A 20,075-nucleotide genomic window follows, 5' to 3' on the forward strand; every position below is an offset into this window, starting at 1 on the left:
TTAAGTGTTTCCCCCTAAATTTTGGTGAAAAAAAGCCCCAGCATCAAAATGATGCCAGGGCTTTTCGTATTTTTAATTCGTCCGACGCTGTTGTTCGGCTTGCTTAATTTTGATCCTTCTATACGTATTAATCAGCGGGCGATGGCGACGGCTAACGAGTCCAACGATCTCGGTTCCAAGGTGGATAACGATCAACAACGCAACCATGACGATAATCGTGGTCCACTTCGTCGTCTTCGTCAGCAGGATTGCCATCATCCCGAAGAAAATGCTGATCGAGTAAATCATGAGTACAGTCGAACGATGGGACAGACCCATGTTCAGCAAACAGTGATGCAAATGCCCTTTGTCTGGGCTCGAAATCGGCTTTTTGTTCACGATGCGGCGCACAATGGCGAAGAACGTATCCCAGAGCGGTACACCCAGCACTACGATTGGAATGATAAAGGAAACGAACAACGCTTCTTTAAAGCCCATGATCGACAGAGCAGCCAAGTTGAAGCCCAAGAAAAGCGAACCGGTATCGCCCATGAACAGACGAGCCGGATGAAAGTTAAAGTAGAGAAAGCCCAGGATCGCTCCGAGGAGCACGAAACAGTAGGTCGCTACCTTGTAATCATCCATCAACAAGGCCATGACACCCATTGTCCCTGCAGCAATTGCTGATACACCGGCCGACAGCCCATCGAGACCGTCAATCAAGTTCACCGCGTTCGTTACACCGACAATCCAAAACATCGTGATCGGAATCGCGAGCCAGAAGAGCCAGCCACTGCTGAAATCAATGCTTCCGCTATACGGCAGATTCACGACGCCGATCTTCAAGCCAAAAGGAATGACGACAATCGCTGTTGCGACTAGCTGTCCGAGCAGCTTCCACTTCGGTGAGAGCTGGTATTTGTCATCGAGCATGCCGACGACCATCACGATCGTGCTTCCGATAAAAATTCCCAGCATTTCCGATATGCTTGTATACGGGACGAATAGGAAGAACGCAACCAGATAACCGATATAAATAGCCAAGCCACCCATACGTGGCATGATTCGCGTGTGTACCTTGCGCTGGTTCGGGGCATCCACTGCTCCTACTTTTACAGCCAGGTTTTTTACATACGGTGTTGCAATAAACGATATGATCAGCGAAGTCAGAAATCCGAGGATTAGTGTAGACATCGACTGTTCTCCTCTCTACGGATGCATCTAGGAACGGCTACTCCATTTTTCTTTCAGTACGGTTAGAACAAACCGGGGAATAGCCAGTTGACGCTTCCAGCGGGAAGGCTCGGAAGCAAGTCGGTAAAACCATTCCAAATGCAATTTTTGCCAGATCTCGGGAGCGCGATTCACTTTCCCGGAAATGACATCAAAGCTTCCGCCTACCCCCATCATCAGGGAGGCATTTAACTGATCGCGATACTTCGCCATCCATTCATCTTGTCTGGGTGCCCCCAGTGCGACGAACAGGAGCTGCGGTTTCGCTTCGGCAATTTCTTGTACAATTTGCGTTTCGTCTTCTGGGCGAAAATAGCCATCCCGACATCCGACGATTCGGGCGTTCGGATAACGAGCACTCAGTTTGTCTTTTGCCAAATGAATAACATCCGGCTTGGCGCCGAGTAAATACACGCCCCACTGATGTTGATCGGCTTTCGCCATGAGCGCTTCCAGAAGCTCCACACCCGTAACGCGCTCATAAATTGGCTGATTCGTCCATTTAGCAGCGTACACGATTCCAATTCCATCTGGAACGACATAGGCTTGTTCTACAATAGAACGGAAAGCGCGATTCTCTCTCGCTACCATGACGATTTCCGGATTGGCGGTCACCACGTGGGTCTTTTGACCGCTTTGTATGCGCTCTGTTATATGATCGACAGTCTCACGGAAACCGCGAGTCGTAAATGGCACATCTAATATGGTTGCGACCTGTTTGGTCATTTCTTCACCTTCAAGTGCTTGTTATTAAATCAATGTTTAAAAAGACGACTTTTTAAACTACCTTATTCATGCATAGAGATGCCCATTAGCCATTCTACCCGAAAAGAAAGGCACATTCAAGATGATCATGAATGTGCCTTATTTCCTGCCGTTAGGGCAAACATCAATCCGCCCTCTGCTACTACTTTCCCATTTACCAGTGCTCTGCCATGACCTTTTCCGACGGTACCACGCACACGAGTAAGCTCAACCTCAAGTACCAGCGTGTCTCCCGGCTTCACCTGATCTTTGAAACGGAATTCATCAATACCTGCGAACAGTCCGATTTTTCCTTGATGTTCCTCCATGCTAAGCATCGCTACTGCCCCAACCTGTGCCAGTGCTTCCACAATAAGGACACCAGGCATAACTGGATAACCTGGAAAATGGCCTTGGAAAAACGGTTCATTTACCGTGACATTTTTAATTCCAACTGCTCTTTTTCCTAACTCCAGCTCTTCGATTTTGTCTATCAGCAAAAACGGGTAACGATGCGGGATGATTTCCTGAATTTGCATAATATCCAAAGGCGCTTTGATTTCCATTATGTATCGCTCCATTTCCATACTTAACTAGACTTGTCTATGCATGAATACCCTTTGACCAAAGAAACAATATACCTAACTCTCGCCCCAGTTGAACGGACAAGCGGGGTTAAGATAAAAGGGGCACTTCCTCCCCAAAGAGTGGGAAGTGCTCTTTTTCAACCTTACACGCGGTTCAATAGTCGCGCCTTTGCCAGATAAATCGCGCTCACAATAAAGGAGAACGCTATAACCGACCAAAGTATCTCTTCACTGTACTCATAGCGATACATTACCAGTGGGATGACAACATATAACAGAACAGTTGTCAGCTTGCCATAGGCGTTTGCCGGGACGGTTTTTTTCCCGCGGAAATGGTACACAGCTCCTGTTACTATCATTGCCAGATCGCGCACAAAGAAAAACAGAGCGGCCCATATACTGATTCGATCCGTCAAAAATAATGAGGCGATGACCGCCAACATCATTAATTTATCTGCCAGAGGATCTAACATCATTCCGATGGTGGTCACAAGCTTATGCTTCCGCGCGATGTACCCGTCCGCAATATCGGTCACTCCCGCCAAAATTAAAATGCCTAAAGCGATTTCAACATGATACGGAAACTCCGAAAAAAAGACATACAGGTACAAAGGGATGAGCACGATGCGAAAGATCGTAAGCAAATTAGGAAGATTCACGGACATCCCTCCGTATTCAAATCGTCACTTCCTTTTTCAACCACTCGATCTATTATACTCTGTGGACAAACACCACAACAAGTCCTCGAAAAAATAAGAGCCCCAACCATAGGTTCGGGCTTGTCCAGCTAAGTTTCTACGTATCTTCAAACATTAAATCCCACATATGTGTGTAGGTTCCCAGATTGAATACATCAGACATTGGCTTCTTGCCAACTCCACCGTATCCGATCATCAGACCAATGACCAGCGAGAAAAACAGCAGGAGTGGGACCAGCACCATCTTGGCAACTCTCAGCCGCCAATTCTTGCCGCTCCGTTCCCGCTCTTTTCCTTTTGACTTAACTTCTTCGGTTTGACGCGGGAAACGTTTGCTCTTCCCTTGTTCCATGCTCCTCTCCTCCGTCATGTTGAAATGATATGGGTTATCTGCTTCTCAGTTGGTTGGCAATGCCCATCATTTGATCACTGATGCCGACTGCGCGTGAGTTCAATTGATATGCACGCTGAATGTTCACCAGTTGGGACATTTCCTCTGTCATGCTTACATTGGAGCTTTCCAATGCTCCTTGTCGCAGTGTAGCATCGCCTGTAATGAGGGCATTGGTGTATTTAGTAGTTGGATTTGCACCGGAATCTAAATCAGCATCAAACAGATTCTGACCGACCTGCTGCAACTGATCAGGATTGTCTACTTTCCAAAGACCGATATTGCCGTAAGACACTCCATTGGCAATAAGCGCTCCCTCGGCAGTAATTTGAATATTGGTGACTGGCTCTGGCAATACAATATTTACGCCGTTTTCGTCAGTCAAGATGTGACCAGAGGTAGTGTGCAATACATAACCTTGTTCATCATCATCGAATGAGACCTTGAAAGAGCCGTCGCGTGTCAATCGATTTTCCTCTTGAATGACAGCACCAGTAGCGTCCTTGATCTTGTGAGTGACTAGAAAATACCCGTCTCCCTCAACCAACACATCTGTTGGCACATCCGTAACTTTCACACTACCTTGTCCAAGATCCAGCTTGGTCATGCCAAGACGGGCACCGCTTCCGATCCGAATCCCTACTGGCGTATTCCGATTTTGATTGTCTGCTGCCGGCTGTTCATTCATCGAATCGGAGAGAAGCTCGGAAAACGATGCGACCCGGCGCTTGTACCCGATTGTATCAATATTCGCCAGGTTGTTGGCTGTATTGTCCAACGCTTGCTGAATACCGCGCATAGCTGATGTGGAAATATTAAGCGACTGCATCTTTCCTACCTCCTATTATCCGTTAACACGACCGATTTCATTAGCAGCCTTATCCAACGTACCATCAATCGTTGTAATGACCCGTTGGTTCGCTTCATAAGCGCGAAGAACACTCATCATGTTCGTCATGGTTTGACCAGGGTCTACATTGGAGCGTTCACGCCAGCCTTGTTGCATACCGTATCGACCTGCAATCGTAGGCGTAGCGTAGGTACCTGCCGCCAGAGCTGCTTGATCGTTCGCTTCAGCAACATCAATCGCTTCGACGTTTATGTCGCCTTCCCAGCGGAAAACGTTGGTTCCCTCACGAACCAGCATCAAGGGATTGGTTACTACAGCCAGTCCCAACCGAGGATGGGCTGCCAGAGATTGATATTCATTCGTGTTCGGGTCTTTGTACAACAATTCACCAGCTTCGTTGATCTTCAAATCTTGTCCAGCATTAATTCCACTAACTGGATCATTGACTCGAATCGCCTGATTTTGATTGTCCAGAACATAGTACCCATCAGCCGTTACCAAGTAACCGTCCGCATTCACGCTCCAGTTGCCGTTTCGCGTGTAACGAATATCCTCTTCTTGAGCTGGCTGCGTCACATCCTCAATCCGCGCCACACTGTAAAACAACCGTCGCTCATTTCCATCCTGATCTGGCTGAATATTGTCCATCAACGCAAGATCATACGGATTGCGTGTCTCTTCAATATCCCCCTGCGCAAAATTCGGCAGCGCCTCCGACATGTATACCCCTGTGTGCAAACGCCCGATAATGGCAGGTTGTCCAGGCATAGTAGGGACACCCGGAACATCCAGTCCTTCCTGATCATTCATGCGTGAGAGCAATTGCTCCGGAAATGCACGCATGACACCCACGTCCTGTTTGAACCCGGGTGTATTGATATTTGCTAAGTTGTTCGCCAGCGATTCCTGCCTGTTCTGCAAAGCCAGCATGCCAGATGCAGACGTATACAAGCCTCTGATCACTTAAATCTTACCCCCTGAATAATCGCTTATTCGAGTGAGCCGGCATCTTGTCCAAATAGTCCAGCATCATTCCTGTTCCTTTTGCAACGCACATCATTGGCTCGTCCGCTACCAGCACAGGAACCTTCAGCTCCTCTGCCAGAATCTCGTCAATACCGTGCAATAATGCGCCACCACCGGTCAGGAAAACACCCTTATCAATTATATCGGCAGAAAGCTCCGGAGGTGTTCGTTCTAAAACAGATTTTGAGGCTTGTACAATCGCACTCACCGACTCAGCCAGGGCTTCCTGGACTTCATTGGAGCGAATGGTAATCGTTTGCGGCAAGCCGCTTACCATGTCTCGACCCCGAATGTCCATTTCGTCCTGGCGTCCGCCGGATACGGTTCCAATCTGAACCTTGATATCTTCAGCCGTACGCTCTCCAATCAGCAATTTGTATTTATTTTTTATGTAACGCATGATAGCCACATCGAATGTATCGCCTGCTATTTTAATGGAGGAAGACGTGACAATATCGCCCATCGACAATACCGCTACATCGGTCGTTCCCCCACCGATATCCACTACCATATTACCGGACGGCTGAAAAATGTCCATACCTGCCCCAACTGCGGCGACTTTCGGTTCTTCTTCGATAAAAACTTCTCTTGCTCCACCGCTGCGCTCAGCTGCTTCACGAATTGCTTTTTGCTCAACAGACGTGATGTTGGTCGGGCAGCAAATCAAAATACGCGGACGGGCAAACATGCTCTTTCCACCAATTTTGTTCAAGAAGTGCTTTAACATGGCCTCTGTGATTTCAAAATCCGCGATAACCCCTTCTCGCAAAGGTCGGATCGCTACGATGTTTCCTGGGGTGCGGCCTACCATGCGATAGGCTTCATTTCCTACGGCCAAAACTTTTCTGGTTTTACTATCTATTGCCACGACAGATGGTTCGTCTAGGACAATTCCCTTGCCTTTTACAAAAACCAAGACATTGGCCGTGCCCAAGTCGATTCCGATATCTTTGCCAAACATGAAAGGTCCTCCCTGATTACCAGTTACATTTCTACCTAATATCATAGGCTCTTCTACGTGAGAGGACAAGGAAATTCTTTCTTACACACTCTCCTCCTGTTCTACTCGTACTTTTTTACTACGCCGTTTGTACTTGATTTTGGTCGCTTCGCCCCCCCGAAGATGTCTGATGGCTTTGTGATATTCCAAAATTTCCTTAACCTGGTTCGCCAACTCTGGATTTATCTCAGGCAGCCGCTCAGTCAAGTCCTTGTGCACAGTACTTTTCGAAACACCGAACTCTTTAGCGATCATCCGAACCGTATTTCTCGTCTCTACAATATATCGGCCGATTTTGATGGTCCGCTCTTTGATGTAGTCGTGCACATTACTCGCCTCCTTGTATCTACATTGTCTGATACAATATATGGGTGCGTAGGGACACATATTCTACGTTTCCAAGCCTGACAAGCCAGCACGGCCGCATCTTTTTTCAACAGTTTGTACCACACGCAAAAAAACACCCGCAATTGTTGTATTTTGCAGGTGTTTTTCTAAATTCAATGGTTATTGATTTTTTACTTCCGTTTCAGCCTGAATCAAGTATTGCTCTGGATTGACAGGCTTGTTATCGATGCGAACTTCAAAGTGAAGATGTGCGCCAGCGTCTTTTTCAAAGGTGTTGCGTCCAGCAGACCCGATTACTTGACCTTGTGTCACTTCATCGCCTGGTTTGACTGTTACGCTTTCCAGACTTTGATATACCGTAATCATTTTGTCTGCGTGCTCAATCTCAATCTCGTTGCCGACAAGTGGATCGTTCACCACTTTTACTACTTTACCCGCAAGAGCTGCGATGACATCAAAGCTCTTGCCATCCGTGGATACGAGGTCAATACCTGTGTGCGGATAGAAGGTGCTGTCGAAGCTCACCAATGCTTTTTGCTGAATGTCCTTGGAAGCTTTCTCATCGTAGTAGTTCATGCCCACATTGTACTGCACGCCTTTTCCTACTGGCCATGCGAGTGGTTGTACGCCACTTGTAGCAGGTACCGCTTCTTCGTTTTGCGGTGTAGTTGTCTCAGGAGCTGCAGGAGTTGTCACTGCCACGCCATCTGTGCCATTCGTCATTTTGGATACCGTGTCCATGACATTGCCCTGATACCACATCACAAAAGCGAGAATGATTGCTGCGGTGCCGATGTAGATTGCAGGAAACGCCCATTTCTTGCCCAAAACTTTTTTCCAAGAACTTACCTTCTTGAATGGAATCGGTTGATTTTGATTTTTTTGATCTTCCATTTTATTCATCACCTCATCCCTCAGTATCGCCAGAATTTTGGCGTATAAACCTGAGAGAGTAGGGAAAAGTAAAAATTTGCTTTTCTTTTAAGCTGGGATCACTCTTTTATACTCTTGCAGACTAATTCCTTGGTAGAAGTGCTTGACGATTTGCTCCGCGCTTTTGCCGCTTTTGGCCATTCCATTTGCTCCCCACTGGCTCATCCCGACACCATGTCCGTACCCTTTAGTCGTAATGAAAACCTGATTACCGCGCAAGTCCAGCGTAAAGGAGGAAGAATTCAAATTGAGCTTTTCACGAAACTCTCTTCCCGTAAATTCCTTGCCGCCAATACTGATGGTTCCTACGCGATTTCCGGTTGTACGTGATTCGATCCGATACCAGGAACCATTGGTAGAAGCCTCCTGCGTGAGCTTGACGCCCAAATTCTTTTCTAGCTCCACGGTGGACATGACAACCGTTTCCTCATAGCGAGGAGATTGAATATCCCAAGGACTCGCAACGCTCTTCAAATAAGGAATGGGCTTTTCCCAATATTCATCCGAGTTCTCTGTAAAGCCATTACTGGTGGAAAAAAACGTCGCGTCAATGGGCTCGTTCTGGTAGGTCAGGATAACCCCTGCCGTCGCCATAACTGCTTGTTGGATGCGTTTGTTTTTCCATTCGTATTGGTCTCCCCAACGCTCACGCCGCTGCTGTTCATCCATATAGACTTGATGCTGCACCGTATCCAAGACCTGCCCTCCTGATGGCACATCATCAAACTTGCCCTCTTTTAACCGTCGCACGATATAGGTCCTGGCCGCCAACGCCTGTGCTTTTAAAGCCTCCAGCTCGAACTCAGCAGGCATTTCCGCCGCTACGACTCCGGTAATATACATTTCTAGCGGCAATGTTTCCACGGCCTTTTTTTCTGTGCGGTACACCTTTACCGGCAGAGAGGCAGCGGATTCCTTCGTCGCTGGTATGGCAGGTTCCGAGACGGCCACAGTTGGCTGACTGACAGGACCTTTTTCTGGTGAAAACCAAAAGACCAGAGCAGCAGGCATCAGGACGAGCAAGATCGGCAAAGCGATAAACCACATGAGTAGATAGCGTTTCATGCAAGAGATCCTCCCCGTTACGTACTAGACACGAAAAGTCTGAATAACCTACTAAAAGTCTATGTTCTGCAACAGAGCGGTAGAACGAGAGAATGAGAGAGTCGAGAGAACGAAAAAAAGACCCCCTGCATCCGCAGAGAATCTTTCGTTTTGCCATATGGTTGACGCATTTATCAAGCAAAATTAGGAGAGAAGCTTACTTTGATGGTTTCGGAAACTGCTTTTTCACGAGCCTTTTCTTCTGGAACCACGCGTTCTACATCTGCTCCTAAAGCCAATAGCTTTTCCGTAAAGTTTACGTAGCCACGGTCAATATGGTGCAGGGCAGAAACCTCAGTCTCTCCCTCAGATACAAGCCCAGCCAGTACAAGTGCTGCACCCGCACGCAAGTCAGTTGCTGCTACCTTGCTGCCTGTCAGCTTGGAACCACCTTCGACGATGGCACTTCGGCCTTCGATCTTGATGTTCGCATTCATGCGACGGAACTCTTCCACGTGCATGAAGCGGTTCTCAAATACTGTTTCGGTCACGATGCTCGTTCCTTCTGAAACAAGCAAAAGCGCCATCATTTGCGACTGCATATCCGTCGGGAAGCCAGGGTATGGCAGCGTCTTGAGGTCAACTGCTTTCAGTGGGCCTGTGCGGCGTACACGAATGCCGTTTTCTTGCTCCTCAATGTCCACGCCCATTTCACGAAGCTTGGCAGTCACGGATTTGAGATGATCGCAAATCGCACCTTCCACAAAGACATCGCCGCCAGTAATCGCTGCAGCCACCATGAAAGTTCCTGCTTCAATGCGGTCAGGAATGACACAATGTGTGCAGCCCTTCATCTTTTCCACGCCTTCGATGCGAATCGAACCTGTACCCGCTCCGCGGATTTTTGCACCCATCCTGTTCAGGAAGTTCGCCAAATCAACGATCTCTGGCTCTTCTGCCGCATTTTCGATCAATGTGGTTCCCTCTGCCAAAGCAGCGGCCATCATGATATTTTCTGTTGCACCGACGCTAGCAATATCCAGGTAGATTTTCGCACCCTTCAATCGTCCTTCTACCGTCGCTTCAATAAACCCTTGTCCGATTTCGATTTTGGCTCCCATAGCCTCAAACCCTTTTAGGTGCTGGTCGATCGGGCGCGTACCAATGGCACATCCACCCGGAAGAGCGACACGAGCTTGTCCTTTTCTGGCTAAAAGCGGCCCCATCACGAGGAAAGATGCGCGCATTTTGCGGACCAGTTCATAGGACGCTTCTACACTCGTAAGCTTGGAAGCATCGATCGTCAGCACTTCATGATCATATGTAAGGGAGATTCCCATCGATTTCAAGAGGTCGCATATCGTCCGGACATCGTCAAGACCTGGTACGTCTGAGATGACGCAAGTCCCTTCTTCTGCCAAGATAGATGCTGCAATAATAGGGAGTACGGCATTTTTGGCGCCAGATACTTTTACATTTCCAGCCAATGCCTTACCACCACGGACAATAATTTTATCCAATGTGTACCCCTCCGCGTGCTAATATTCCACAGTGATGATTGGTGTACCTACCGTAATCCATGTTCCAGAATGGCTGTCACGATGCGTAGCCACCTGTAGATTCATCTTTTGACCGTTTAACGCGATGAATGATTCCCACATAGGGGTATACCCTGAAATGCTGACAACCGTATCATCTTGCAAACGTTCTAATTCTGTCGCCTGGAGAGTACCAAAAATCGACAATATTTTACCCTCCTGTTGGTCAACACCCATCTTAACATTGTACAATCCGCGAATACAAGTGCTAATTTGCGGAATAAAGTCGGCGCTTTGCAGGGCATTCGTGAAGGTTTCCTGTACTTGTCCAATATATAGTAGGGAATCACGGTTTCCAGATAACTGAAGTACTAGATATACAGAAAATGCTCCATTTTTAGGAACTCCTGTCACCTCGTAGCTCAGATCCACGCCGTTTTGTGTGTATGTAGTCCTATATGCGAGTATGTTGTGTTTACGCGATTGTTCGCTTGGGGAAAACGGAATCTCAAGTTGTTGTGCCCATTTCGTCGCCAACTCTTTTACTTGTTCAGGACGAAGGCCTTCTCCCATCGCCGTACGCATACGTACCTGAACCGATACACCCGTTGCGCCCGTTTCTTCTAGTACTTTCATCATTTTTGTCACAACCGGCTTTTCTTCCTTTGCTTGTGCAGGCATCCAATACACGGCCCCCATCACGAGCAATAGAGCCAGCACGCACCAACCAAACCATTTCCCCATTGATATCCTCTCCCTTTGCTTACATGTATCTCTTTGTACTTCTCATTTTGTACATGTAGCTGGGTGGATATACCAGCGAATCGTCGTCTTTGGGTATTTAGTTGAACAAATTCCCGAATGTCAGGGACCAGCCCAAGTAATCAAGGAAAAAGCGGGACAGTTCATATCCAATCACAATGGAAAGAAAAATTTGCAACAGCTTCGCCTGAGCACCATTTGGTTTTTTCAAAATCTTATCAAAGCGAAAGGATTGCAACGCCCACCAAGCGAGCCCAATAAACGCAATCGATAAAATGATACTCAACAAGCCGTATACTTCTTGTGGCATGCTCGTTACCTCCTCATTACCCTTCCGAGAATCATAGAAAAAGGGACGGCCCGATCACGAGCCATCCCTTCTATTGTACCTGAAGTGCTATTCAGTTACGAGTATCACTGAGAGCTGGGAGACAGCATGTTCCCAAAATCAAACGACGGATTGAAATGAATCTGGATATAGTCGGTGACCAGACCCGGAAAAGCACCGAAGAACACGGTAGCGATTGCCATGATGAGAATAAACGTCCAAATGCCTTTTGGCACAACCATAGGTGCTTCGGTTGTCCCAGGACGCATGTACATCTGACGAATAATCCCAAAGTAGTAGTAGTAGGAAATAACGCTGGTGATGATCATAATCGCCGCCAGCCAGTAGTTTTCTACCACTAATGTACCCATGAACAGATAGAACTTCCCGAAGAAGCCAACCGTAATCGGGATACCTGCCAAGGACAAGAGGAAGATGCTCATCGCGATTGCCATCACTGGTGAGCGATGATACAATCCGGCAAATCCTTTCAAATCCTCTGTCTCCTGCTCACGAGATACAACCATAATCACAGCGAAAGCACCAAAGCTAACGATCAAGTAACCGAACAGATAGAAGATTACTTCGCTGAAAAAGAGAGAGGTCGGCGGTACAAACGGCACAAGCAAATAGCCAGCTTGCGCAATACCAGAGTAAGCCATCATACGCTTGACGTTTGTCTGCCTGAGCGCCATCGTATTCCCGATAATCATTGAGGCCGCTGCCATCAGCCCCAGATAGAGACTTCCCTCTTCGAAAAAGAACCGTCCTGATCCCGTTCCATCGGAAACGTTGAAAAACGAGATCATCATCACTCGAAAGATCAGCGCAAATCCTGCTGCTTTTGACACAACTGCCAGGAAAGCAGTGACCGGGGTAGGAGCACCTTGATAAACATCTGGCGCCCACATGTGGTTAGGCGCTGCAGATATTTTGAATGCAAGACCTACTGCGAGAAACGCAAACGCTGTATAGACGAGGAACTGATAGCCCGCCATTCCCGCTTCTGCCAATCGGAATGAAATTTCATAAATATGTGTGGTTCCCGTAAGTCCGTACACGTACGACATCCCAAACAGGAGTACAGCCGTGGCAATACTTCCCGAAACGACGTATTTGAACGCCGACTCGTTGGAAAGCCGCGATTTTTTTCGCAATCCGACCAGTACATAGGACGAGAGAGACAATAGCTCCAGTCCCACAAACAAGGTAATCAAGTCAGCCGACGAAGCCATGACCATAGCCCCGAGCAGTCCGGTCAGCAGCAAATAGTAATACTCGCCTCTGTGCTGGATTTCCCCTGATTTCAGATAGGACAGCGAGATGAGAATGGCAAAAGCTGTCCCTGCCAGGAAAATCAGCTTGAACGCATTGCCGTAATCATCGATTCGGATCATGTCGATCATGTAGCTGTATGGCTTATCGAGAGCATTCATATTGATGATCACAAAGATCGCCGCTATGACCGTTGCCAGAAAGGATAGCCAACCGATGACCTGCTTGCCAAGGCGTTTGCCCGCAAAAAGATCCAGCAGAGATAAAAAGGTAGCAAAGCCAAGAATGATAAACTCGGGCAGAAGGTAGCTCCAGTCATATGAGAAAATATCTTTAACCTCCATGGATTACCCTCCTATTCCCGTTACGATAGGTACGATCGTTTTCAGCGCCTGCTGCATCGGGTTCCCCAGAACTGCCGGATAAACCCCGATGAGGATAATACATCCCAATAGGACTACTATCGGAATGACTTCCATCGGCTGTGCATCAGCAAGTCCTGTACATCTACCCGGAGTAGGGCCAAAAGTCGTTTTCAAGATCGCTCTGAGTAAATAAACCGCGGTGAGGACAATCCCGATCGCTCCCACTGCTGCCATTACTGGCAAACGACCAAACAGACCGAGGAAGGCAAAGAACTCACTGATGAATCCGGACATGCCCGGAAGTCCGAGTGAAGCCATCCCGCCTGCCAACAACACGCCGCTGACAAACGGCATGGACTTGGCTAAACCGCCCAAATCGTCGAGCATCGATGTCTGCGTCCGATCCCAAATGACACCGATCAAGAAGAAGAGCAGTGCTGAGATAAAGCCGTGGGATACCACCTGGAACATCGCTCCCTGAAACCCGATCGTGTTCATCGAAGCGAAACCAAGCAAGACGATACCCATATGGCTGATACTGGAGTAAGCCAGCACCATTTTTAAATCCTTTTGTACGAAGGCCAGTACAGCTCCATACAAAATGTTGATAATCCCCAGAACTGCCATCCACGTAGAGAAATCATAGGCCTGCTCTGGGAAGAAGCCGATTCCCATCCGCAAAAGACCGTACGCCCCCATCTTCAGCAAAATACCGGAGTGAATCATAACGATAGAAGGTGGAGCCTGTACGTGAACGCGTAGCATCCACGTGTGGAACGGAAATACCGGCAGCTTGATCGCAAAAGCGATAAATAGCGCTAGGAAGATGCCAAAACGCATTTCCGGTGTAAGGATTTCGGTAATCGGATGCCCTGGTGTCGTCAGGATCGCCGTTATTTCATCCATATTGAGCGTCCGCATGATGACAAAGATCACGATGAAAGCCAGCAGCATGATCCCTGAACCGATTCCGTTATACAAAAGGAATTTGTTCGCAGCCTGTTCGCGCTCCCCATATCCCCAAATCCCGATGAGGAAGTACATCGGTACGAGTGTCAGCTCGAAGAAAATGAAGAACAGAAACAGATTGTCTGCTGCAAAGACTCCCAACATACCGATCAACAGCAGGTGAAACAGGATAAAATACTCCTTCTGCCTCTTCTTGATCTGCCACGAAGCAATTGCTGCGAGGGTCCCGATAATCGCCGTCAGCAAAATCAATGGCATCGAAATACCATCCACACCGAGCTCATAGTTGATCTCAAAAGCAAAGACGGTGCCTGCCTGAGCCATTCCAATCGGAATCGAAATCCAATTGTGCTTTTCTACGAACTGGAGATTGGCTGTCTCGTAATCAAACATGCCGAACATCCAACCTGCCAAGATAAGTGCCGGCAACGTTCCAAAAATCCCGACCTGCTTGATCACACCTGCATGTCGACTAGGGATAAAAGCCATGACGAGAATCGCCAGCAGCGGAGAGAACACCAGTGATGACAAAAGGATATTACCCAAAGAGTCCACCTCCCTTGGCCGTCAAACTGATGGCGATGATCAAGAGTAACAGACCGAATATGACCATTGCCCCGTAGGACTGAATCTGCCCGCTTTGTACTCTTGCGTGCAAAGATCCGATTCCTTGGGTGATTTTTGCTGTCAAGCCAACCAAACCATCCACAATATACTTATCAAATACATCCAGGACAAATCCAAGCCAGCCTAATGGACGAACAATGACGTTGTGATACAGCTCATCGATGTAGTATTTCTTGTATGAAAGCTGATAGAGCCACGGCATTGCTTTGGGAATCGTGTCCGAGGAGATAGATTTCTTGCCGTACATCAGGTAAGCCAGCACGACTCCGAGAATCGAGATCAACAGAGCCACAATCTGCAACCAGGCTGCCGCGTGCTCACTGCCTTCCCCAAAAATGCTCGTGATTGCCGTCCCTGTGTTCGTTGACAACAACCAATCAGAGAGTAATGGTGCGTACGGTGTATTCACAAAGCCTGCGACAACCGCAAGTAACGCCAAGACCAAGAGCGGACCTGTCATGACTCTTGGAGATTCGTGTGCTTCGTGCTTGCCACGTGCCTTCCCTGCGAATGTCAGGAAGAACAGACGGAACATATAGAATGCGGTAAAGAATGCTGCTAGCAGCGCGATGAACAGCAAATCGTAGCGATGTGCTCCGTAAACAGCTCCCAGGATCGCTTCTTTCGACCAGAAACCAGCGAACGGAAAGATCCCCGCAATTGCCAAGCAACCGATCAAGAAAGTCAAAGCGGTGATCGGCATCTTTTTCCACAAACCACCCATTTCGAATACATCCTGCGTATGTACGGCATGGATGACACTACCTGCTCCAAGGAAGAGCAGTGCTTTGAAAAAGGCGTGAGTCATCAAATGGAAGGAACCCGCTACATAACCAGCAGCACCAGCTACACCCAATGCCAGCATCATGTACCCGAGCTGACTGACTGTGGAATAAGCCAAGACACGCTTGATATCCCGTTGGGTCAGACCGATCGAGGCTGCAAATATGGCGGTGAATCCTCCTACATACGCCACAACTGTCAAAGCCGTATCGGATGCGATAAACAGCGGATAGGTAGCAGCGACCAAATAAACACCAGCCGCGACCATCGTTGCCGCGTGAATTAATGCAGACACAGGTGTTGGACCTTCCATGGCATCAGGCAACCACGTATGAAGCGGAAATTGACCTGATTTTCCCATGGCCCCAACGAAAATGAGGATCGCTGCGAGCGTAATCATCCATGGTTCCAGTCGTCCGAGTGCGATACTCTCAAAAATCGCCCCATACTCAAAACTTCCGGTCCACCAGAACAACAGACATATCCCGATGAAGAGACCAAGGTCCCCGATGCGTGTAACGATAAAAGCCTTTTTGGCAGCCGCTTTTGCCTCTGTCTTGAAGTAGTAGTAGCCAACGAGCAGGAAGGAGCATACCCCGACCAGCTCCCAGAAAATATATACTTGCAACAAATTTGGCGAGATGACTAATCCCAGCATGGAGAACGTGAACAGCGCCAGATATTGATAAAACACCGGAAAGCGTTCATCTCCATGCATGTAGCCTTTTGAATAGATTTGGACCAACAGACTGACCAATGTCACAATGACGAGCATCATGGCATTCAGCGGATTCACTTCGAATCCCATGTTGATCACGATATCGCCGATATGCAGCCAATCTATCACATAATTGTAATCCGCTCCCCCACCCTGGAATCTCTCCCAGAAGATGAGTACTGCGATTCCAAAAGAAACAGCCGTCAGGGTAATGCCCACTATGGCCGCTCCTTCTTTCAATTGGCGACCAAATGAGACGATCACGATGAAAGCAAGAAGCGGAAACAGAGGGATCAGCCAGGCATAGTGCATTAGAGTATCCATCTTTGTCCTCCTTTTCAGGTTTCCCTCTTATCGTTTCATTTGGTCCATTTCATCTACATTCACGGTCTCCTTATTACGGTACAGCGCAATCAGAATCGCTAACCCTACGGCAACCTCGGCAGCTGCAACCGTCATCGTGAACAAGGTAAAGATTTGTCCCGTCACGGATGGATACAGTCCGAATTTGGAAAAGGCGACCAGGTTAATATTTACAGCATTCAGCATCAGCTCGATTGATAACAGGACGACGACTGCATTTCGCTTGGTCAATGCGCCGTACAGGCCTACACAAAAGAGAATCAGAGCGACCATTAAGTAGGAGGAAATGCTTACTGTCATTCGTTATCCCCCTCCTTTTTCGCCATGATGATCGCACCGACCAACGCGACCAACAACAGAACAGACAGCAGTTCAAATGGTATGACGAATTTGGTGAATACTTCGATACCGATTTCTTTTGCATTGTTTACTGGAACCTCTGCTGGTGGCGGTGGCGCAGGCCACGGTGTATTTTGCACACCCCAGAACAACAATCCGAACAGAACGATTACGAAGAGCAGGATAAAACGGTTTTTCCATGTCCGGCCTGTTCCCTCATCGTTCGCATCGTGCTTGGTCAGCATGATTCCAAAGAGCATCAGAATGGAGATAGCCCCTGAATAGACCAGAATTTGTGCGACCCCGACGAACTCCGCTCCCAGCAAAACAAACAGACCTGCAATGCTGATAAACGTAACGCCTAATGAAATGACCATGTGGACGACGCGCGTAAAGCTGATCATAAACACCGCGCCACCGATCGTCAGAAGGGACAGGATAAAAAAGGCTACGAATTCGCCTGTCATACTAATTCTCCTCCCTGACGTTCGTATTGTTGTCGTCCAGCCATTTCAAGTTCTTGTACAATTCGTCCCTGCTATAGGCAGCCAGTTCGAAGTTGTTTGTCATTACAATCGCTTCAGTGGGACAAACCTCTGTGCACAAATCGCATAAAATGCACAGTTCAAAATTGATATCGTACGTATCGATAATCTTTCCTTTTTTCTCCGGATCAGGATGGGGCTTCCCTGTCAGTTGAATACACTCCGTCGGACAAATGCGTGCGCATTGGTTGCAGACGATGCATTTTTCAGGAGAAAAGTGTTGAATACCGCGAAAGCGAGGCGGCATTGGAAAGGGCACATCCGGATAGAAGTGGGTTACTTTTTTCTCCGTGAGCTTTTTAAATGTATACCCCAGGCCTTTGGCCAGTCCTAGCATGTGTGTCACCCCTCAGAATTTGAGAACTTGGCTGCACCACGTTTTTGACGAAAGCAAGCTTTTGACGAAGCAAGCCTATGGCGAAGCCTGCGCTATGAAAACAGTGGGACGAAGTCGTTTTCGATCAAGTCGCTACTAGAACATGCCATTTTGGTAAGAAACCACTACGGCTGTGAGCAGGATGTTGAACAATGCCACGGGCAACAGCACTTTCCAGGCAAACGACATCAGTTGATCGACACGTAAGCGCGGCATCGTGGCGCGAATCCAAAACTGGAGGAAGACGTAAAGTGAAAATTTAAGGATAAACCACACGATTCCCGGAATGAAGTCCAGTGATGGATGAATCGGCAACCATCCACCCAAAAAGAGAATCGTAATCAGGGCACCCATCCCGAACATGTACACATACTCCGCCAGCATGAACATCGCAAAACGGAAACCGGAATACTCGACGTGGTAACCACCAACGAGCTCCGACTCTGCTTCTGGCAAGTCAAACGGCGTACGATTCAGCTCAGCCTGGGCAGCAATGATAAATACAGCAAATCCGATAAACTGCGGAACAATATTCCAGACATCCTGCTGCGCATAGACAATATCCTTGAGATTCATGCTGCCCGTCAATAGAACGATCCCCACCACGGACATGACCAGCGGTACTTCATAGCTGATCATCTGCGCAGCGGAGCGGAGACCCCCGATCAGCGAATACTTGTTATTCGAGGCCCATCCAGCCGTGATCACGCCCAATACGGTGATCCCAGACAAGGCGATATAGTACAACAGCCCTATTCCCAGATCAGCGAACCGAATGCTTTCCGAAAAAGGCATGACCGCCAATACGGCAAAAGCAGGGGCATAAGCCAATATTGGTGCTAAAGTGAACAACGCTTTGTCAGCGTGCTGCGGACGAATATCTTCCTTTAATAGCAGCTTGGCAACATCGGCAACCGTCTGGAGAAGTCCCAATGGTCCTACTCGATTCGGCCCGATGCGTAGCTGCATCCACCCAATCACTTTGCGCTCAAAGTAAATAGCGTACGTAACGAATCCCAACACGACTGCAAGCAGTAAAACGGCCGCTACGATAAACCAAAGCGTGGTTCCCCATGAGGGTGCTTGCTGCAAGAGAGTATTCATCAACAGTCAACCTCCCCGAGCACGATGTCGATACTGCCCAGGATGGCAACCATGTTCGAGAGGTTTTCCCCCTGCAACAGCTTAGGCAGAATTTGCAGATTGGTAAATGAAGGCCGTCTGAACTTCAATCTCCACGGTTTATCCTTGCCTTGACTAGCAATGTAGCAACCAATTTCTCCCCGCGGTGACTCGATGCGCACATATGTCTCCCCAGCAGGCGGGCGAATCACACGTGGTACTTTGCCCATGACTTCGCCTTCACTCGGAAATTGCTCCAATGCCTGCTCAAGAATTCGCAGAGATTGTTCAATTTCAGCCATGCGCAGATGATAGCGCGCCATGCAATCTCCCTCAGTCGCTGTCGGCACATCAAATTCAAAACGATCATAAATGCAATACGGTTCGTCCTTGCGCAGGTCCCACTTGACACCTGTCGAGCGGAGCATGACACCTGATAGCGAGTAATCCAACGCAGTTTTTGTATCGAACTTGCCGATTCCATTGAGACGGTGGATAAAAATCTCGTTACCCGTCACCAGTTGATGGTAGTTATTCAATTCCTTCTTCATATATTGGACAAATTCTTTGGCTTTGTCGGTCCAGCCTGGAGGTGCATCCCATTTCACTCCGCCTACACGCATGTAGTTAAAAGTCATCCGCGCCCCGCATAGCTCATTAAACAAATCTAGAATCGTCTCCCGATCACGGAATGCATACAGGAAGGGCCCCATCGCACCAATGTCCAATAGAAACGTTCCCCACCAAACCAAATGGCTCGCCACCCGGTTCAGTTCCATCGCGATCAATCGTAGAAACTGAGCTCGTTCTGGAATCTCCAGCCCCATCATCGTTTCTACTGCGTGACAGAGAACGTAGTTGTTGGTCATGGCGGACACGTAGTCCATACGGTCTGTATAAGGAATAATTTGTGTATAGGTCAAGTTTTCAGCCAGCTTCTCTGTGCCTCGATGCAGATAACCCATCACCGGAATCGCTTCTTTAATGGTTTCCCCATCGATTTTTACAACCAAGCGAAATACTCCGTGTGTACTCGGATGCTGTGGACCTACGTTTAATAACATCTCTTCCGTACGAAGTCCTGTTTCAGATGAGGTATCAACATGAGTCGTGAGGATGTTATGGTTCATCT

General features: G+C 48.1%; 22 protein-coding genes. All 22 read right to left on the minus strand.

The window, feature by feature from the left end; genetic code table 11:
• Positions 1-72: 72 nt before the first annotated feature.
• The 22 genes from HP568_RS00130 to HP568_RS00235 all read right to left on the minus strand — a co-directional run bounded on the left by HP568_RS00130 (position 73) and on the right by HP568_RS00235 (position 20,073).
• Positions 73-1,173: a glycosyltransferase family 4 protein gene (locus tag HP568_RS00130; RefSeq protein WP_048035062.1), complete on the minus strand. Its 1,101-nt coding sequence runs from the start codon at positions 1,171-1,173 to the stop codon at positions 73-75.
• 27 nt (positions 1,174-1,200) lie between these two features.
• Complete coding sequence (locus HP568_RS00135) at positions 1,201-1,938, minus strand: WecB/TagA/CpsF family glycosyltransferase (protein WP_173627994.1); 738 nt, start codon at positions 1,936-1,938, stop codon at positions 1,201-1,203.
• Between the two features lie 125 nt (positions 1,939-2,063).
• Positions 2,064-2,522, minus strand: coding sequence for a 3-hydroxyacyl-ACP dehydratase FabZ (gene fabZ / locus HP568_RS00140; protein WP_173605649.1), 459 nt, complete (start codon positions 2,520-2,522; stop codon positions 2,064-2,066).
• A 164-nt stretch (positions 2,523-2,686) separates the two neighbouring features.
• Positions 2,687-3,208, minus strand: a complete 522-nt coding sequence (locus HP568_RS00145) for a CDP-alcohol phosphatidyltransferase family protein (RefSeq protein ID WP_048035064.1) — start codon at positions 3,206-3,208, stop codon at positions 2,687-2,689.
• A 130-nt stretch (positions 3,209-3,338) separates the two neighbouring features.
• The gene (locus tag HP568_RS00150) at positions 3,339-3,593 is read right to left on the minus strand and encodes a DNA-directed RNA polymerase subunit beta (protein WP_048035065.1); all 255 of its coding nucleotides are present in this window, start codon (positions 3,591-3,593) and stop codon (positions 3,339-3,341) included.
• Between the two features lie 34 nt (positions 3,594-3,627).
• Entirely contained in the window at positions 3,628-4,461 is an 834-nt protein-coding gene (locus tag HP568_RS00155) for a flagellar hook-basal body protein (protein WP_173627995.1), read from the minus strand.
• 15 nt (positions 4,462-4,476) lie between these two features.
• Complete coding sequence (locus HP568_RS00160; RefSeq protein ID WP_048035067.1) at positions 4,477-5,445, minus strand: flagellar hook-basal body protein; 969 nt, start codon at positions 5,443-5,445, stop codon at positions 4,477-4,479.
• A gap of 7 nt (positions 5,446-5,452) precedes the next feature.
• Positions 5,453-6,469, minus strand: a complete 1,017-nt coding sequence (gene mreB / locus HP568_RS00165) for a rod shape-determining protein (RefSeq protein WP_015893600.1) — start codon at positions 6,467-6,469, stop codon at positions 5,453-5,455.
• A gap of 81 nt (positions 6,470-6,550) precedes the next feature.
• On the minus strand, positions 6,551-6,835 hold the full coding sequence (spoIIID, locus tag HP568_RS00170) for a sporulation transcriptional regulator SpoIIID (RefSeq protein WP_003388385.1): 285 nt from the start codon (positions 6,833-6,835) through the stop codon (positions 6,551-6,553).
• Between the two features lie 180 nt (positions 6,836-7,015).
• Positions 7,016-7,750 (minus strand): M23 family metallopeptidase, encoded by a 735-nt coding sequence (locus tag HP568_RS00175; RefSeq protein WP_173627997.1) that lies wholly within the window; start codon positions 7,748-7,750, stop codon positions 7,016-7,018.
• Between the two features lie 87 nt (positions 7,751-7,837).
• Positions 7,838-8,854: a stage II sporulation protein D gene (gene spoIID, locus HP568_RS00180; protein ID WP_173627998.1), complete on the minus strand. Its 1,017-nt coding sequence runs from the start codon at positions 8,852-8,854 to the stop codon at positions 7,838-7,840.
• A gap of 173 nt (positions 8,855-9,027) precedes the next feature.
• Complete coding sequence (gene murA, locus HP568_RS00185; protein ID WP_016740202.1) at positions 9,028-10,353, minus strand: UDP-N-acetylglucosamine 1-carboxyvinyltransferase; 1,326 nt, start codon at positions 10,351-10,353, stop codon at positions 9,028-9,030.
• An 18-nt stretch (positions 10,354-10,371) separates the two neighbouring features.
• Positions 10,372-11,115 carry a YwmB family TATA-box binding protein gene (locus HP568_RS00190; RefSeq protein ID WP_173627999.1) on the minus strand — a complete coding sequence of 248 codons (744 nt, stop codon included), beginning with the start codon at positions 11,113-11,115 and terminating at the stop codon, positions 10,372-10,374.
• A gap of 97 nt (positions 11,116-11,212) precedes the next feature.
• Positions 11,213-11,443, minus strand: a complete 231-nt coding sequence (locus HP568_RS00195) for a DUF1146 family protein (RefSeq protein ID WP_048035071.1) — start codon at positions 11,441-11,443, stop codon at positions 11,213-11,215.
• A gap of 104 nt (positions 11,444-11,547) precedes the next feature.
• Entirely contained in the window at positions 11,548-13,080 is a 1,533-nt protein-coding gene (nuoN, locus tag HP568_RS00200; protein ID WP_173628000.1) for an NADH-quinone oxidoreductase subunit NuoN, read from the minus strand.
• A 3-nt stretch (positions 13,081-13,083) separates the two neighbouring features.
• Positions 13,084-14,616, minus strand: a complete 1,533-nt coding sequence (locus tag HP568_RS00205; protein ID WP_048035073.1) for a complex I subunit 4 family protein — start codon at positions 14,614-14,616, stop codon at positions 13,084-13,086.
• A complete protein-coding gene (gene nuoL, locus HP568_RS00210; RefSeq protein ID WP_173628001.1) occupies positions 14,609-16,522 on the minus strand; it encodes an NADH-quinone oxidoreductase subunit L in 1,914 nt (637 codons plus the stop codon). Before nuoL ends, HP568_RS00205 begins: the two co-directional genes overlap by 8 nt.
• Positions 16,523-16,549: 27 nt before the next feature.
• On the minus strand, positions 16,550-16,861 hold the full coding sequence (gene nuoK / locus HP568_RS00215; RefSeq protein WP_007722089.1) for an NADH-quinone oxidoreductase subunit NuoK: 312 nt from the start codon (positions 16,859-16,861) through the stop codon (positions 16,550-16,552).
• On the minus strand, positions 16,858-17,367 hold the full coding sequence (locus HP568_RS00220; protein WP_048035075.1) for an NADH-quinone oxidoreductase subunit J: 510 nt from the start codon (positions 17,365-17,367) through the stop codon (positions 16,858-16,860). Before HP568_RS00220 ends, nuoK begins: the two co-directional genes overlap by 4 nt.
• A 1-nt stretch (position 17,368) precedes the next feature.
• Positions 17,369-17,782 (minus strand): NADH-quinone oxidoreductase subunit NuoI, encoded by a 414-nt coding sequence (nuoI, locus tag HP568_RS00225; RefSeq protein ID WP_007722093.1) that lies wholly within the window; start codon positions 17,780-17,782, stop codon positions 17,369-17,371.
• Between the two features lie 135 nt (positions 17,783-17,917).
• Positions 17,918-18,928 (minus strand): NADH-quinone oxidoreductase subunit NuoH, encoded by a 1,011-nt coding sequence (nuoH, locus tag HP568_RS00230; RefSeq protein ID WP_173628003.1) that lies wholly within the window; start codon positions 18,926-18,928, stop codon positions 17,918-17,920.
• Complete coding sequence (locus tag HP568_RS00235) at positions 18,925-20,073, minus strand: NADH-quinone oxidoreductase subunit D (RefSeq protein WP_048035077.1); 1,149 nt, start codon at positions 20,071-20,073, stop codon at positions 18,925-18,927. The genes nuoH and HP568_RS00235 overlap by 4 nt, the downstream gene beginning before the upstream one ends.
• Positions 20,074-20,075: the final 2 nt, after the last annotated feature.

The sequence above is a fragment of the Brevibacillus sp. MS2.2 genome (assembly GCF_013284345.1).
GTDB lineage: Bacteria > Bacillota > Bacilli > Brevibacillales > Brevibacillaceae > Brevibacillus > Brevibacillus brevis_C.